Annotated in this window: 15 protein-coding genes and 2 tRNA genes; 12 read left to right on the top strand and 5 right to left on the bottom strand. The window is 43.7% G+C overall.

Annotated elements, in window-relative coordinates:
* Positions 1 to 63: 63 nt before the first annotated feature.
* Positions 64 to 1617 (bottom strand): glutamine-hydrolyzing GMP synthase, encoded by a 1554-nt coding sequence (gene guaA, locus VYM24_RS11685; protein WP_291551658.1) that lies wholly within the window; start codon positions 1615 to 1617, stop codon positions 64 to 66.
* A gap of 350 nt (positions 1618 to 1967) precedes the next feature.
* Positions 1968 to 2405 (bottom strand): large-conductance mechanosensitive channel protein MscL, encoded by a 438-nt coding sequence (gene mscL, locus VYM24_RS11680; protein WP_291551663.1) that lies wholly within the window; start codon positions 2403 to 2405, stop codon positions 1968 to 1970.
* Between the two features lie 139 nt (positions 2406 to 2544).
* On the opposite strand from mscL, the gene gap reads away from it, so the two are divergent.
* From gap to VYM24_RS11645, 7 genes are all read left to right on the top strand, one after another.
* Positions 2545 to 3555 (top strand): type I glyceraldehyde-3-phosphate dehydrogenase, encoded by a 1011-nt coding sequence (gap, locus tag VYM24_RS11675; protein WP_118461732.1) that lies wholly within the window; start codon positions 2545 to 2547, stop codon positions 3553 to 3555.
* Positions 3556 to 3738: 183 nt separating this feature from the next.
* Positions 3739 to 5796, top strand: a complete 2058-nt coding sequence (locus tag VYM24_RS11670; protein ID WP_330942190.1) for a M3 family metallopeptidase — start codon at positions 3739 to 3741, stop codon at positions 5794 to 5796.
* A complete protein-coding gene (locus VYM24_RS11665) occupies positions 5793 to 6314 on the top strand; it encodes a DUF4847 family protein (RefSeq protein ID WP_330942189.1) in 522 nt (173 codons plus the stop codon). Before VYM24_RS11670 ends, VYM24_RS11665 begins: the two co-directional genes overlap by 4 nt.
* A 4-nt stretch (positions 6315 to 6318) precedes the next feature.
* The gene (locus tag VYM24_RS11660; protein ID WP_330942188.1) at positions 6319 to 6780 is read left to right on the top strand and encodes a dCMP deaminase family protein; all 462 of its coding nucleotides are present in this window, start codon (positions 6319 to 6321) and stop codon (positions 6778 to 6780) included.
* Between the two features lie 87 nt (positions 6781 to 6867).
* The gene (locus tag VYM24_RS11655; RefSeq protein ID WP_044262110.1) at positions 6868 to 8610 is read left to right on the top strand and encodes a S41 family peptidase; all 1743 of its coding nucleotides are present in this window, start codon (positions 6868 to 6870) and stop codon (positions 8608 to 8610) included.
* Positions 8552 to 9058, top strand: a complete 507-nt coding sequence (locus VYM24_RS11650) for a 5-formyltetrahydrofolate cyclo-ligase (RefSeq protein ID WP_007215411.1) — start codon at positions 8552 to 8554, stop codon at positions 9056 to 9058. The genes VYM24_RS11655 and VYM24_RS11650 overlap by 59 nt, the downstream gene beginning before the upstream one ends.
* Positions 9055 to 9846, top strand: a complete 792-nt coding sequence (locus tag VYM24_RS11645; protein WP_330942187.1) for a histidinol-phosphatase — start codon at positions 9055 to 9057, stop codon at positions 9844 to 9846. The genes VYM24_RS11650 and VYM24_RS11645 overlap by 4 nt, the downstream gene beginning before the upstream one ends.
* 3 nt (positions 9847 to 9849) lie before the next feature.
* Here VYM24_RS11645 and VYM24_RS11640 read toward each other — a convergent pair whose 3' ends face one another.
* The gene (locus VYM24_RS11640) at positions 9850 to 10140 is read right to left on the bottom strand and encodes a DciA family protein (RefSeq protein WP_007212658.1); all 291 of its coding nucleotides are present in this window, start codon (positions 10138 to 10140) and stop codon (positions 9850 to 9852) included.
* Positions 10137 to 11249 carry a DNA replication/repair protein RecF gene (gene recF / locus VYM24_RS11635; RefSeq protein WP_330942186.1) on the bottom strand — a complete coding sequence of 371 codons (1113 nt, stop codon included), beginning with the start codon at positions 11247 to 11249 and terminating at the stop codon, positions 10137 to 10139. The genes VYM24_RS11640 and recF overlap by 4 nt, the downstream gene beginning before the upstream one ends.
* A 297-nt stretch (positions 11250 to 11546) precedes the next feature.
* Here recF and VYM24_RS11630 point away from each other — a divergent pair, with 297 nt between their 5' ends.
* The 4 genes from VYM24_RS11630 to VYM24_RS11615 all read left to right on the top strand — a co-directional run bounded on the left by VYM24_RS11630 (position 11547) and on the right by VYM24_RS11615 (position 13101).
* Positions 11547 to 12230 (top strand): tetratricopeptide repeat protein, encoded by a 684-nt coding sequence (locus tag VYM24_RS11630; protein ID WP_044262115.1) that lies wholly within the window; start codon positions 11547 to 11549, stop codon positions 12228 to 12230.
* A gap of 138 nt (positions 12231 to 12368) precedes the next feature.
* Complete coding sequence (ribH, locus tag VYM24_RS11625) at positions 12369 to 12863, top strand: 6,7-dimethyl-8-ribityllumazine synthase (RefSeq protein ID WP_007212654.1); 495 nt, start codon at positions 12369 to 12371, stop codon at positions 12861 to 12863.
* A gap of 73 nt (positions 12864 to 12936) precedes the next feature.
* Positions 12937 to 13019, top strand: a tRNA-Tyr gene (locus VYM24_RS11620).
* A gap of 9 nt (positions 13020 to 13028) precedes the next feature.
* Positions 13029 to 13101: transfer RNA gene (locus tag VYM24_RS11615), tRNA-Gly, on the top strand.
* 165 nt (positions 13102 to 13266) lie between these two features.
* On the opposite strand, the gene VYM24_RS11610 is transcribed toward VYM24_RS11615, so the two are convergent.
* Entirely contained in the window at positions 13267 to 14238 is a 972-nt protein-coding gene (locus VYM24_RS11610) for an AraC family transcriptional regulator (protein ID WP_291551695.1), read from the bottom strand.
* A 70-nt stretch (positions 14239 to 14308) separates the two neighbouring features.
* On the opposite strand from VYM24_RS11610, the gene uxuA reads away from it, so the two are divergent.
* Complete coding sequence (gene uxuA / locus VYM24_RS11605; protein WP_330942185.1) at positions 14309 to 15481, top strand: mannonate dehydratase; 1173 nt, start codon at positions 14309 to 14311, stop codon at positions 15479 to 15481.
* Positions 15482 to 15500: the final 19 nt, after the last annotated feature.

Raw genomic sequence — 15500 nt, 5'->3', positions numbered from 1 at the left:
AACAAAATAGCCCCGACTATTATAAAGTCAGGGCTATCTTAATATTATATAGAAAATTTCTTATTATTCCCACTCTATCGTTGCAGGCGGTTTTGACGAAATATCATAGGTTACACGGTTCACCCCTTTCACCTTATTAATAATATCATTGGAAACCTTACCCAGGAATTCGTAAGGCAAATGTGCCCAGTCTGCCGTCATAGCATCCGTAGAAGTCACAGCGCGTAGCGCAATGGCACGTTCATACGTACGTTCATCTCCCATCACACCAACTGATTGTACGGGGAGCAAGATAACGCCCGCCTGCCAAACCTGATGATAAAGAGAAGTTTCGCTACCATCAGCTTCTTTCACTTTCCAGTCACGCAAACCCTGAATAAAGATATCATCCGCATTTTGCAAAATAGCTACTTTCTCCGGAGTAATATCACCCAAAATACGTACAGCCAAACCCGGTCCGGGGAAAGGATGACGAGTAATCAAATGTTCAGGCATACCCAAACCGCGACCTACACGGCGAACCTCATCTTTAAACAACAAGCGAAGCGGCTCACAAAGTTTCAGGTGCATCTTTTCAGGTAAACCGCCTACATTATGATGACTCTTAATAACCGTACCGGTAATGGAAAGGGACTCGATACAATCAGGATAGATCGTACCCTGTGCCAGCCATTTCACATCTTTAATCTTATGAGCCTCCTCATCAAATACTTCGATAAAACCCTTGCCTATAATCTTACGTTTTTCCTCAGGCTCCGTTACACCTGCCAGTTCTGCAAAGAACTTGGCACTGGCATCCACGCCGATAACATTCAGACCGAGACATTCATAATCGTGCAGTACATTCTTGAACTCATTCTTACGGAGCATACCGTGATCTACGAAGATACAAGTCAGATTCTTGCCGATAGCACGGTTCAGCAATACAGCAGCTACGGAAGAATCCACACCACCGCTCAAACCGAGGACCACCTTATCGTCACCCAACTGTTCCTTCAATTCAGCAACCGTTGTTTCAATAAAGGAAGCAGCACTCCAGTCCTGTTTGCAACCGCAAACATCCACCACGAAATTCTTCAGCATCTGTGTGCCATCTTCGCTGTGAAATACTTCCGGATGGAACTGTACCCCCCACACCTTTTCGTTCTCTATCTGATAAGCAGCAATCGCCACCTTATCCGTCGAAGCTATTTTTTTGAAATTGGAAGGGATAACCGTAATTGTGTCTCCGTGGCTCATCCACACCTGTGTATTTTCCTTCACGTTCTTGAACAGCACATTATCCTTATCAAAAGAGCTCAAATGTGCACGTCCGTACTCACGACTTCCGGCAGGTTCCACCTTGCCGCCATTGGTATAAGCGATAAACTGCGCACCGTAGCAGATACCCAGAATAGGATACTTTCCACGAATTTCACTCAAATCAGCTTTAAATGCACTTTCATCGTATACAGAGAACGGGCTTCCTGAAAGAATAACCCCCTTTACACTCTCATCCCCCTCCGGGAACTTATTATAAGGTAAAATTTCGCAATACGTATTCAATTCACGGACACGACGGGCTATAAGCTGCGTAGTCTGCGAACCAAAATCAAGAATGACAATCTTTTCTTGCATATAATCTGTATGGATTTAATTAAAATGTTCCGCAAAAGTAGAAAAAAGTAAGAAAATAACGGGAATAATAGCCAGAAAATCTATATTTCATAACATAATTAATGAATTTGGTAGCCGGAAAGACACATAGAACATAGTAAAAGCCACTTTAAAAATATCACTGAGGATCAATACATTACAAGGAGTTAACTCCTTGTTGACAGGGAATAAATTGTTCCGTTTTTCCTACCGCCTATAACCCGAACCGTATCAGGTCCGTATTTGCTCCGTACCTAAGCGTTTGGAGCAGACACGGACCAGGTACGGGCCAGACACGGACCGGGTACGGTGAGGATTAAATTTTGTTCTTTTTATCGTTTTTCTTTCAAGATATCCCTGATTTCCGTCAGCAAGACCTCTTCTTTGCTAGGTGCGGGAGGAGCAGGAGGTGCTGCGGGAGCTTCCGCCTCCTTCTTAGCCGTCAGCTTGGTCAGCAACTTGATGAACAGGAAAATAGAAAAAGCGATAATGAGAAAGTCAAACGTCACTTGCAGGAAATTTCCATAATTCAAGGTTACGGCGGCAATCTCTTTACCGTCCACAACTTCAGCAGGTTTCATCACCCACTTCAGATCCGTAAAGTTCACGCCTCCCACCAATAAACCAAGAGGCGGCATGATAATATCTGCCACAACAGAAGATACTATTTTACCAAACGCGCCACCGATGATTACACCGACAGCCATGTCTATCACATTGCCTTTCATGGCAAATGATTTAAAATCTTGTAAAAATGAACTTTTTCCCATCACTTCCATTATTTAATTATAAAATTAAGTGCGAATATAAAAACATTTTCTTACTTTTGCACCGCATTTCAAAAATAAATGCGCAAGAGAAGAGAGATATTTGAACAAATATTATAAAACCCTTAAAAGTTTAAACAAAATGATTAAAGTAGGTATTAATGGATTCGGACGTATCGGACGTTTCGTATTCCGCGCTGCAATGAAAAGAAACGATATCCAAATCGTTGGTATTAACGACCTTTGCCCGGTTGACTACTTGGCTTACATGCTGAAGTATGACACTATGCACGGTCAGTTCGACGGAACAATCGAAGCAGATATTGAAAACAGCAAACTGATCGTTAACGGCCAAGCTATCCGCATCACTGCAGAAAGAAACCCGGCTGACTTGAAATGGGATGCTGTAGGTGCAGAATACGTAGTTGAATCTACTGGTTTGTTCCTGAGCAAAGACAAAGCTCAAGCTCACATCGAAGCTGGTGCAAAATACGTGGTAATGTCTGCTCCTTCTAAAGATGACACCCCGATGTTCGTTTGCGGTGTAAACGAAAAAACATACGTGAAAGGTACTCAATTCGTATCTAACGCTTCTTGTACTACTAACTGTTTGGCTCCTATCGCTAAAGTTTTGAACGACAAGTTCGGTATCTTGGATGGTTTGATGACTACAGTTCACTCTACAACTGCTACTCAGAAGACAGTTGACGGTCCTTCTATGAAAGACTGGAGAGGTGGTCGTGCTGCTTCTGGCAACATTATCCCGTCTTCTACTGGTGCTGCTAAAGCTGTAGGTAAAGTAATCCCTGCTTTGAACGGCAAATTGACTGGTATGTCTATGCGTGTTCCGACTTTGGACGTATCTGTAGTTGACTTGACAGTTAACTTGGCAAAACCGGCTACTTACGCTGAAATCTGTGCTGCTATGAAAGAAGCTTCAGAAGGCGAACTGAAGGGAATCCTGGGTTACACTGAAGATGCAGTAGTTTCTTCTGACTTCTTGGGTGACGCTCGTACTTCTATCTTCGATGCAAAAGCTGGTATCGCTTTGACTGATACTTTCGTAAAAGTTGTATCTTGGTATGACAACGAAATCGGTTACTCTAACAAGGTTCTTGACCTGATTGCTCACATGGCTTCAGTTAACAACTAATAAGCAGAGTACAAAATAATATTTAAAACAGGCAATCTCGACGAGGTTGCCTGTTTTTTGTTAAAATACAACGGGTTGTTCATTAAATCAGCTATTTTTTTTGCACTTTTGCGGTTAGATTATTTTTACCGAACCTAAGTAAGTATGATAAAATTAAAACTAACACTAACATTACTCTGCTTTATGAATATAATACAGGCTCAAAACCCTTTTTTTGAAAAGTATTCTACGCCTCACGGTACTATCCCGTTTGAAAAGATAAAGACCGAACATTATGAACCCGCCATTCGTGAAGGCATCAACCGTCACAATGCGGAGATCGATGCTATCACCAATAATCCGGAAGCGGCTACATTCGCCAACACGGTCGCTGCTTACGAGAAGTCCGGCGAACTGTTGAACCAAGTCAGCACTGTATTCGGCAATCTGCTGAGTGCGGAAACCAACGATGACATGCAGGAACTGGCAAAATCCATCATGCCGTTGCTGAGCGAACATGGCAATAACATCACTCTGAATGAGAAGTTATTTGCACGCATTAAGGCAGTGTATGACCAGAAAGACCAGGCTAATCTTACTCCCGAGCAAAACAAGCTGCTGGAGAAAGTGTACAATAGCTTTGTTCGCAGTGGAGCTAATCTCGAAGGAGAAGCCAAAGAGCAATACCGTGCTCTGAGCAAAGAACTTAGCTTGCTAACCCTGCAATTCGGAGAAAACAACCTGAAAGAAACCAACGACTATAAACTGGTACTGACAGACCCTGCACAACTTGCCGGCCTGCCGCAAAGCGCCATTGATGCAGCCGCAGAAACTGCCAAAGAAAAAGGCGTGGAAGGATGGGTATTCACTTTGCAGGCCCCCAGCTATAGCCCGTTTATGACGTATGCTAGTAACCGCGATTTGCGCTGTAAGCTTTATATGGCATATAATACCAAATGTACCCATGACAATGAAACCAACAATCTGGAGATTGTAAAGAAGCTTGTTAATACCCGTCTGGCTATTGCGCAACTTTTGGGATACAGCAGTTTTGCTGAATATAACCTGAAAGAGCGAATGGCAGAAAACAGCGGCAATGTATATAAACTGCTGGATCAGCTACTGGATGCTTACACTCCCACCGCCAAGCAAGAACATGCAGAGGTAGAGGCTTTGGCACGCCAACTGGAAGGCAGTGACTTCACAGTAATGCCTTGGGACTGGTCTTATTATTCCCATAAACTGAAAGACCAGAAGTTCCAGATAGATGATGAAATGCTCCGTCCCTATTTTGAACTGAGCAAGGTAAAAGAAGGTGTATTCGGTCTGGCCACCCGCTTGTATGGTATTACTTTCAAGAAAAACAACGATATCCCGGTATACCATAAGGATGTGGATGCATATGAGGTATTTGATAAAGACGGTAAATTCCTGTCCGTGCTCTATACAGATTTCCATCCCAGAGAGGGTAAACGCGCAGGTGCATGGATGACTTCTTATAAAGAGCAATGGATTGACGAGGCAACCGGTGAAAACAGTCGTCCGCACATATCTATCGTGATGAACTTCACCAACCCGACAAAAGACAAACCCGCCTTACTGACATTTGGTGAACTGGAGACATTCCTGCATGAATTTGGGCATAGTCTGCATGGTATGTTCGCGAATTCCACCTATGAAAACCTAAGCGGTACAAATGTATATTGGGACTTTGTGGAACTTCCCTCTCAATTCATGGAGAACTTCGCTATTGAAAAGGAGTTCCTCCACACATTTGCCAGACATTATAAGACTGGAGAACTCATCCCGGACGAATTGGTACAACGCATTGTAGATTCTTCTAATTTCGATGCCGCTTATGCCTGCCTGCGTCAAGTTAGCTTTGGATTACTGGATATGGCATGGTACACCCGTACTACCCCATTTGATGGCGACGTGAAGGTTTATGAAAAAGAAGCATGGAAGAAAGCACAGATTCTTCCTATGGTAGAAGATGCCTGTATGAGTACACAGTTCTCGCATATCTTTGCCGGAGGTTATTCTGCCGGATATTACAGCTACAAATGGGCGGAAGTTCTGGATGCGGATGCTTTCTCACTGTTTAAACAAAAAGGAATCTTCAATCCGGAAGTAGCCGCTTCCTTCAGGGAAAACATTCTTTCCAAAGGAGGAACAGAACACCCGATGACACTATACAAACGCTTTCGCGGACAAGAACCAACTATTGATGCATTATTAATCAGAAATGGAATAAAGAAATGAAAAAGATGAAGACCTATATACAGTTACTGTTAATCGCTCTCTTCTTACCCGTATTGAGCGCTTGTGATCAGGAAGACGATGTCATTGACATCTTCACCGGAAAAACCTGGTACATGACTTACATTGCAGTGGAAGGACAAAACAAAATGTACGACTTCTGGCAAAACGATCAAGATGCCAGAGAAAAAAGTTTTAAGACGATTACAGGAGATAATTACACTTTAGTGTTTGAAGGTGCTAACGTAAACGATGTAGCAATCGGGACTTTTAGCGGGAAAGCCACCAGCGCTTCTGTCAATGGTGACTGGAGTGCAAATGGGGATAATCGGGAATTAAATATTACCATAAAAAATGGAGGAGGTACCGATGGGGATAAGTATTTAGGTAAGGCCTTTATGGACGGACTAAAGAGTGCATTCAAATATGGAGGTGACAATAAGAATCTATATATTTATTACAAAGAGGGACAGACTGTAAAGTTCATCTCTTTCGCTCCACAACGTAACTCAGGTAATTAAGACTATGGAAGGTTCTGCTAAAGAAAAACAAGAAGCGCTGGACAAGCGTTATATACGTATGGCAAGTATCTGGGCGGAAAATTCATATTGTAAACGCCGCCAGGTAGGTGCACTCATCGTCAAAGATAAAATGATCATTTCTGACGGGTATAACGGAACGCCTGCCGGTTTTGAAAATGTATGTGAAGATGATAATAACGTTACCAAACCTTACGTGTTGCATGCCGAGGCGAATGCAATCACAAAGATAGCATGCTCTAATAACAGCAGCGACGGTGCCACTATGTATGTCACCGCTTCACCATGTATCGAATGTTCCAAACTGATTATCCAGGCAGGTATCAAACGGGTGGTTTACTCCGAGAAATACCGTTTGGAAGACGGTATCGAACTTTTGAAGCGTGCAGGTATCGAGGTAGTATATGTAGCTACACGTGATGAGCTACAGGCTACAAGTAAAGAATAAAGACCTTAAACAAACAATAAACTAAAATCTACGAACCACCAGCCACCACTCGTAGCTTGTAGCTCGTAGCTAACAACTTTTAAGAACATGAGTACAAAAAACTCTTCCCGCTTTACCCCGCTCGTCATTGCAATCAGCGTGGTAATGGGAATTCTGATCGGAACATTTTATGCCAGGCATTTCGCCGGAAATACGCTGGGCATTATTAATGGCTCGTCCAACAAGCTGAATGCTTTGTTGCGGGTTGTTGAAGACCAGTATGTAGACACCGTCAACATGACGGACCTTGTGGAAAAAGCAATGCCACAGATATTGGCTGAGTTAGACCCCCACTCTACTTACATTCCTGCCCAGAATCTGGAGGAAGTTAATTCAGAGTTGGAAGGCAGCTTCAGCGGTATCGGTATTCAATTCACCATTCAGGATGATACGATTCATGTGAACAGTGTCATTCAGGGTGGTCCGTCCGAGAAGGTAGGACTGATGGCGGGTGACCGCATCGTTATGGTAGACGACAGCCTGTTCGCCGGAATAAAACTGACCAATGAGAAAGCCATGCGCACTTTGAAAGGTCCAAAAGGAACCAAAGTAAAACTGGGTGTCAAACGTGCTACAGAAAAAGATTTGCTGGACTTCGTCATCACCCGCGGTGATATTCCACAGAATACAATTGATGCAGCTTATATGCTCAGCAATGATTATGGATACATTCAAATCAGTAAGTTCGGACGTACCACTCATGTAGAATTGCTGAATGCTATCGCTCAACTCAGTCATCAGAATTGTAAGGGAATTATTATTGACTTGCGCGACAACACCGGTGGTTACATGGAGGCTGCCGTGCGTATGGTGAATGAGTTCCTGCCGGAAGGACAACTTATTGTCTATGCCCAGGGACGCAAATACCCCCGTATGGAAGATTATGCCAACGGAACAGGCAGTTGCCAGAAAATGCCTTTGGTTGTGCTGACCAATGAAAGTTCGGCATCCGCCAGTGAGATCTTTGCAGGAGCCATTCAGGATAATGACCGTGGTACAATCGTAGGACGCCGTTCCTTCGGAAAAGGATTGGTACAACAACCGATTGACTTCAGCGATGGCTCTGCTATCCGCCTGACAATCGCCCGCTACTATACTCCATCCGGCCGTTGCATACAACGTCCGTATAAGAACGGTAAGGACGCCAAGTACGAAATGGATTGGCTGACCCGCTACGAGCATGGTGAATTCTTCTCTAAGGATAGCATCAAGCTGGACGAGAATTTACGCTACTCCACCCGTTTGGGACGTCCCGTTTACGGTGGTGGTGGTATTATGCCGGACGTATTCGTACCGCAGGATACCACAGGAACCTCTTCTTATCTGATTGAAGTGCTCAATAAAGGACTGACTTTACAGTTCAGTTTCCAGTATTCCGACCGCAACCGGGCTAAACTGAATGAGTTCGAAAATGAAGAAGACATGCTGAAATATCTTCGTCAGCAAGGCATCGTAGAACAGTTTATCCGTTTTGCAGACAGCAAAGGAGTGAAGAGACGCAATATCCTTATTCACAAGTCCTACAAGCTGATGGAAAGAAACCTTTATGGAAACATTATCTATAATATATTAGGCAGGGAGCCTTATATAAGGTATATCAACCAGGGCGATCCTACCGTACAAAAGGCATTGGAAATTCTGGAGAACGGCGAAGCATTTCCCAAAGCTCCGGAAGATGTTGTGAAAGAAGAAACGAAAGATGAAGGAAAGAAAAAAAGAACTGCGGAAGCGTATGGCATTGTTAAAGACCCGGCACGGGCTTACCACTACGCATCAATCCCAGTCTGCTGAAATACTTGCCGCCCTGGAAGCCCATCCGGCTTTCAGGGCGGCACATATCGTCCTGCTCTATTATTCACTGAAGGACGAAGTCGATACGCATGAATTTGTCCGGAAGTGGAGCCGTGAAAAACGGATATTACTTCCAGTTGTCGTAGGTGACGATCTGGAATTGCGTGTCTATACCGGTCCCGAAGATCTGGCAACAGGAAGTTATGGTATTGAAGAACCTACCGGAGAACTCTTCACCGACTATGCAGCTATCGACTTTGTCGCCGTTCCCGGCGTAGCTTTCGATAACGCAGGTAACCGTCTGGGTAGAGGCAAAGGTTATTATGACCGACTGCTCCCCCGCCTCACGGCTTTCAAAGCCGGCATCTGTTTTCCTTTTCAACTAGTGGAAGAAGTGCCTGCGGAGCCATTCGACATCCGCATGGATACGATTATAACAATTCAATGAAAACAAATTATCACACTCATACTACCCGTTGCATGCACGCTACGGGTAGCGACGAAGACTACGTGCTCAGCGCCATCAAAGGCGGCTATCAGGAACTAGGATTTTCAGACCACACTCCATGGAAGTACCACACCGATTATGTGGCTGACATGCGTATGCTCCCCGAAGAATTACCCGGATACGTAGAAAGCCTACGCTCGCTCCGCGAGAAATACCGGGATCAGATCAGTATCAAAATCGGATTGGAATGCGAGTATTTTCCCGCTTATATTCATTGGCTGAAAGAAAAAATCAAAGAATATCAACTGGATTATATCTTGTTCGGCAATCACCATTACCATACAGATGAGAAGTTCCCTTACTTCGGGCATCATACCGAGAACCTCGATATGCTGGAACTCTATGAAGAGAGTGCCATCGAGGGAATGGAAAGTGGTTTATTCTGCTGTTTGGCTCACCCAGATTTATTCATGCGCTCATATCCTCAGTTCGACCGCCACTGTAAGCTAATCAGCCGCCATATCTGCCGCACAGCCGCACGCCTCCATATTCCGCTGGAATATAATATCGGTTATGTAGCTTATAATGAGGCGCACAATTTGCAGACTTATCCCTGTCCGGACTTCTGGCACATTGCTGCCAATGAAGGTTGTACTGCTATCATCGGACTGGATGCGCATAACAATAAAGACTTGGAAACGCCTGTTTATTACAACCGTGCCATAGATGAATTGAAAGCATTGAAGATACAGAGAGTGGATAGTTTATCACTAATCACTCACCACTAATCACTATCTAAATATGATATTCGTGATTACCTGCGCACCTACGTGGCGGTTCAGGTTGCGTACCAGCAAATCACGTCCCATCATCAGTTCCTGGCGCAGGGCGGCAGAAGTCAGATGGACATATAAAATCTGATTGCGGATATAGAGTTCGCGGGTATAAGAAGCAATAGTGGGGCCAAGGATTTCTGCCCATGAATTGATGAGCCGCTGTTCATTGAGTGGCGATTCCAGACTCTCCTGCCGAAGGAAAGTACGTATCAGTTTACCTATTTGTTCGGCATCGTTACGCTTCATGCTTCATCCTCCTCCCGTTCCGTTATGCCCCCTTGATCTACCTGGAACATTTTGTAATCGCTGCCTACCTTATGAAGAATGCGATCCAGATGTTCCCGGTTCGTATCTGTTATGAATATCTGCCCGAAGTTATCACCGGCTACCAACTTGATGATCTGCTCTACGCGGGAGGCATCCAGTTTATCGAAGATATCATCCAGCAGAAGCAAAGGTACTGTGGTGCCAGTCCTTTTCAGGAAATCAAACTGAGCCAATTTCAGGGCAACAAGATAGGTTTTGTTTTGCCCTTGCGAACCTTCCCGCTTGATAGGAAAATCACCCAGAAGCATATTCAGTTCATCTTTGTGAATTCCATGCAGAGAGTATCCCATAATCTGATCACGCACACGACTTGCTTTTATTACATCTAACAGGGATGCGTCACGGGCATGCGAATCATAAGTCAACCCTACCTGCTCCTTATCTTGTGAAATAAAAGAATAAAATGACTGGAAAATAGGAATGAATTCACTGATAAAAGCCTCCCGCTTACGGAAAACAATCTCACCGGCCTGTGCCATCATCTCTTCCCAAATGAGGAACAACTCTTCTTCTACCGGCACTTCACTTTTCAGCAAAGTATTTCGTTGAGCCAACGCTTTATTATAGCGTATCAGAGCTTCCAGATACTCTTTATCATACTGCGAAATTACGACATCCATAAAGCGCCGACGCTCGTCACTGCCTCCGGCAATCAATTCAGAGTCGGCAGGAGAAACCATGACCAGAGGCAAGAATCCGATATGATCGGACAAGCGGGTATATTCCTTTTTATTCCGCTTGAATTGTTTCTTTTGCCTGCGCTTCATACCGCAATAAATCTCTTCCGGCGTACCGTCAGGAGCTTCATAGAAGCCTTGGATGACAAAGAATTCCTGATCATGGCGGATGTTTTGCGAGTCAATGGGATTGCCCGAACTCTTACAAAATGAAAGGAAATAAATGACATCGAGCAAATTCGTTTTTCCCATGCCGTTCTGTCCGAAAAAACAGTTCAACTTGGGTGAGAACAAGAGCTCAACTTGTTCCAGATTCTTATAATTAAGTATGGATATACGTTTCAGTATCATATTACAGCGGTAAATTCAGTTACAAAGATAATGCAAAATCTCGATTTAGTGAGCGAAAAGAGAATTCATTCTTTTTTCCGAATGTGAGAGATTTATCTAAACCGAATGTAATACAAAATAAGCATGCTTATTTTTAATGCGGAGGTGAAGCTTAGCTCATCAAAAAATAGGAAGAATTTCGGGTTTTCAAGTGTAAAAGAAAAAAAGATGCCGCTAAATTTCGTTGATACCTATAAAAAAGTTACTTTTGCGGGTCGAAATGGCTAAATAAGAATAATAACAAAAAGAATATATAAAATGGCAGAACAAAAGAAAGCTAACGAAGCCCTGAATGTGGAAGAAGCATTGTCACAATCGGAGGCATTTCTCATTAAAAACAAAAAGGCAATTATCGGCGCTGTAGTAGCAGTAATTATCATCGTAGCCGGTATAGTAATGTACAAGAACCTTTATGCTGAACCGCGCGAAGAAAAGGCACAGGCTGCATTGTTCAAAGGACAGGAATACTTTGAGGCCGACCTTTACGAACAGGCATTGAATGGCGACAGTATCGGATTCGTAGGTTTCGCTAAAATTGCTGACGAATACAGTGGAACCAAAGCTGCCAACCTGGCAAAAGCATATATGGGTATCTGCTACGCTCACCTGGGACAATACGAAGCTGCAGTGAAAGCACTGGATAGCTTCAGCGGAAAAGACCAGATGATAGCTCCTGCAATGAAAGGTGCAATGGGTAACTGCTACGCACAATTAGGCCAGCTGGACAAAGCTGCTTCTATGTTGCTGAGCGCTGCAGACGAAGCTGATAACAATTCACTCAGTCCTATCTACTTGCAACAAGCCGGAGAAATCCTCGTTAAGCAAGGCAAGTATGACGACGCTATCAAAGCATATACCAAGATTAAGGACAAATATTTCCGTTCTTACCAGTCAATGGATATCGATAAGTACATCGAACAAGCCAAACTGCTGAAGAAGTAATATACCTTATTATATAGTATATCAGACACGGGTTACACAGATTTTACACGGATAAAAAAGAAACAACCGTGAAATCCGTGTAATCCGTTTCTTTTTTTATCCCCCCTTTTATTTTTAATTATTAATTTTAGAATAACTATGGCAACAGCTTATCATAACCTTTCAGACTACGACTTCAACTCTGTTCCTGATGCTAAAGAAATGAAGTTCGGCATTGTTGTTTCTGAGTGGAACTTCAATATCACCGGAAAACTTTTAGAGGGTGCAATGAATACTTTAAAAAAACATGGTGCCAGAGACGAAAACATTTTGGTGAAAACAGTTCCGGGTAGCTTTGAATTAATTTTTGGAGCCAACCAATTCATTGAATATAGTAATGTGGATGCAGTTATTGCAATTGGTTGCGTAGTTAGAGGAGATACTCCACATTTTGACTATGTTTGTATGGGAAGCACCAACGGAATTGCCCAACTAAACGCAACTGGCAACGTACCAGTGATTTACGGATTAATTACCACCAATACGATGGAGCAAGCCGAGGACCGCGCCGGTGGCAAACTGGGTAACAAAGGTGACGAATGTGCAATTACTGCAATAAAAATGATCGATTTCGCTTGGAGTTTACAAAAATAGTCGTATCTTTGCACCGCAATTGAGAAACAAAGCTACTCAATGAGAGAATTAAGATAGATTTCAAAGTGCAAAAGGGCAAATACCAGAGTGGCCAAATGGGGCAGACTGTAAATCTGCTGTCTTTCGACTTCGGTGGTTCGAATCCATCTTTGCCCACAAAAAATTGCGGAAGTAGCTCAGTTGATAGAGCATTAGCCTTCCAAGCTGAGGGTCGCGGGTTTGAGCCCCGTCTTCCGCTCTTCTGAAAATCAGATAGTTATCGCAAGATTTCTATCTGATTTTTGTTTTTAAAGGGTGCTGAATTTGCATATAAATATGCGGTTGAAGTCAACCAAGAAGTCAACCGAAAAATTCTATGAGTGCAACAATCAATGAATACATAGACCAAAAATAATCTTACTCTTTATTTCATAATATTACTCCTATACTGCGTCGGCGTCAGATTAACCAACTGCTTAAACGTGCGATTGAAATGAGTGATCGAATCGAAGCCACATTCCACAGCTATCTGCGAAATATCCATCTCTCCCAATGCTAACAACTTACAAGCATATCCCACACGCATTTCCATCACATACTGCAAAAGCGTCTTCCCTGTATTCTCCTTGAAATAACGACAGAAGGCGCTAGAGTTCATGCTCGCCATTCCGGCAATTTCATTCAATTTAAGGTTACGGGTGTAGTTATTGTTTATAAAGGAAATGATTTTATCAATCCGCTTGTTCCCCAGCGTAGGAAACTTTTCGTAATAATGCAGACTTGCCAGCGTCTTTCTTTGCGGACAGCCAGCCAGCTCCTGCAACAAATCCAGCAATCCGCTTATCTGATGAAAACCACTTAATAAAAGAAAGCCGGAGAGTAACTCCCCTACCCGGGTTGCATCCTGTTTCGGAAAGATGATGCCTCTCTTCGATTCCTCCAACAGCATTTTGATTTGCAGAAACTGAGGATAATAATCAAAGGAATACTGCATAAAGTTCTGCTCAAACTGAATGATAGTCCCTTGCACGCGTGAAGTGGCGTTCTCCGAACCATAAATATCATTGCTTCGCATGTAATGGGGTAAATTAGTGCCGAACAGAATCACATCACCCGCAGAGAACTTCTCAATGCAGTCGCCTACAAAGCACAGACCATGACTCGCCTTTACGTAAATAATTTCATACTGGCTGTGGAAATGCCACGGATAAGTGAAACGATCATAATCGTAATGCCGCGCCTTAATCGGATTCGACTCCGATATAGGCAACTTTTCATTTATAATCGGTCGGCGCATATATTCTGCAAAGTTTAATTCACACACAAAGATAAGGAAAGACAATAGAAATGCTACCGCATACATGCAAAAATCCGCATATATTCTGCAAATATCCATTTATCTCAGCATTATTTTTGCACGTATATTTGCAGTCAATAATCAGTTAAACTATTAATATATAAATGTTATGGAAAAAACCTGGAGATGGTTTGGCAAGAAAGACAAGATCACGCTCGACATGCTGCGGCAAATCGGTGTGGAAGGAATTGTGACCGCCTTGCACGATGTGCCCAATGGTGAAATATGGACCGAAGAGGCTATCAACGATCTGAAAACCTATATCGAGTCTTACGGCCTGCGCTGGTCTGTAGTAGAAAGCCTGCCTGTTTGCGAAGCGATCAAGTATGCCGGACCGGAACGCGAACAATTGATAGAAAACTATAAAGTTAGTCTGGCAAACTTGGGCAAGTGCGGTGTGAAAACCGTATGCTATAACTTTATGCCCGTTATCGACTGGATACGCACGGATTTGCAACATCCTTGGACAGACGGTACTTCGTCACTCTATTTCGACCGTGTTCGCTTCGCTTACTTCGACCTTCGAATCCTCGGACGCGAAGGAGCCGAAAAGGACTATTCCGCCGAAGAACTGGCAAAGGTTGCAGAACTGGACAAGACCATTACCGAAGCAGAAAAGGATGATCTCATCGACACGATCATCGTAAAGACGCAAGGTTTCGTCAACGGAAATATCAAAGAAGGAGATAAGAATCCGGTGAACATCTTCAAGAAGCTGTTGGCCCTCTATAAAGGCATCGACCGTAATATGCTGCGCGAGAACATGCGTTATTTTCTCGCCGCCATCATGCCTGTCTGCGAAGAATATGGTGTGAATATGTGCGTGCATCCCGATGATCCTCCGTTCCAAGTGTTAGGTTTACCGCGTATTGTCACCAACGAAGCGGACATCGCCTGGTTCCTGAATGCAGTGGATAACCCGCACAACGGACTGACCTTCTGTGCCGGTTCCCTCAGTGCAGGCGAGCATAACGATACCCGTGAACTGGCAAAGAAATTCGCCAAACGTACTCACTTTGTCCACCTGCGCAGCACGGCTGCCATGTCCGGAGGCAATTTTATAGAAAGCTCGCACCTGACCGGACGCGGCCATCTGATTGACCTCATCCGCATCTTTGAGAAAGAAAATCCGGGACTTCCTATGCGCGTAGACCACGGACGGATGATGCTGGGTGACGAAGACAAGGGATATAACCCCGGATATTCATTCCACGGCCGTATGCTGGCATTGGCACAGGTAGAAGGAATGATGGCTGTAGTGCAAGACGAAATAAACAATTAAAAACTAATAATTAAATAAG

Origin of the sequence: Bacteroides sp. MSB163, assembly GCF_036416795.1 — a bacterium.
GTDB classification, from domain to species: domain Bacteria; phylum Bacteroidota; class Bacteroidia; order Bacteroidales; family Bacteroidaceae; genus Bacteroides; species Bacteroides maternus.
The sequence above is the reverse complement of the archived record's forward strand: the minus strand, read 5'-3'. Positions and strand labels throughout refer to the sequence as shown.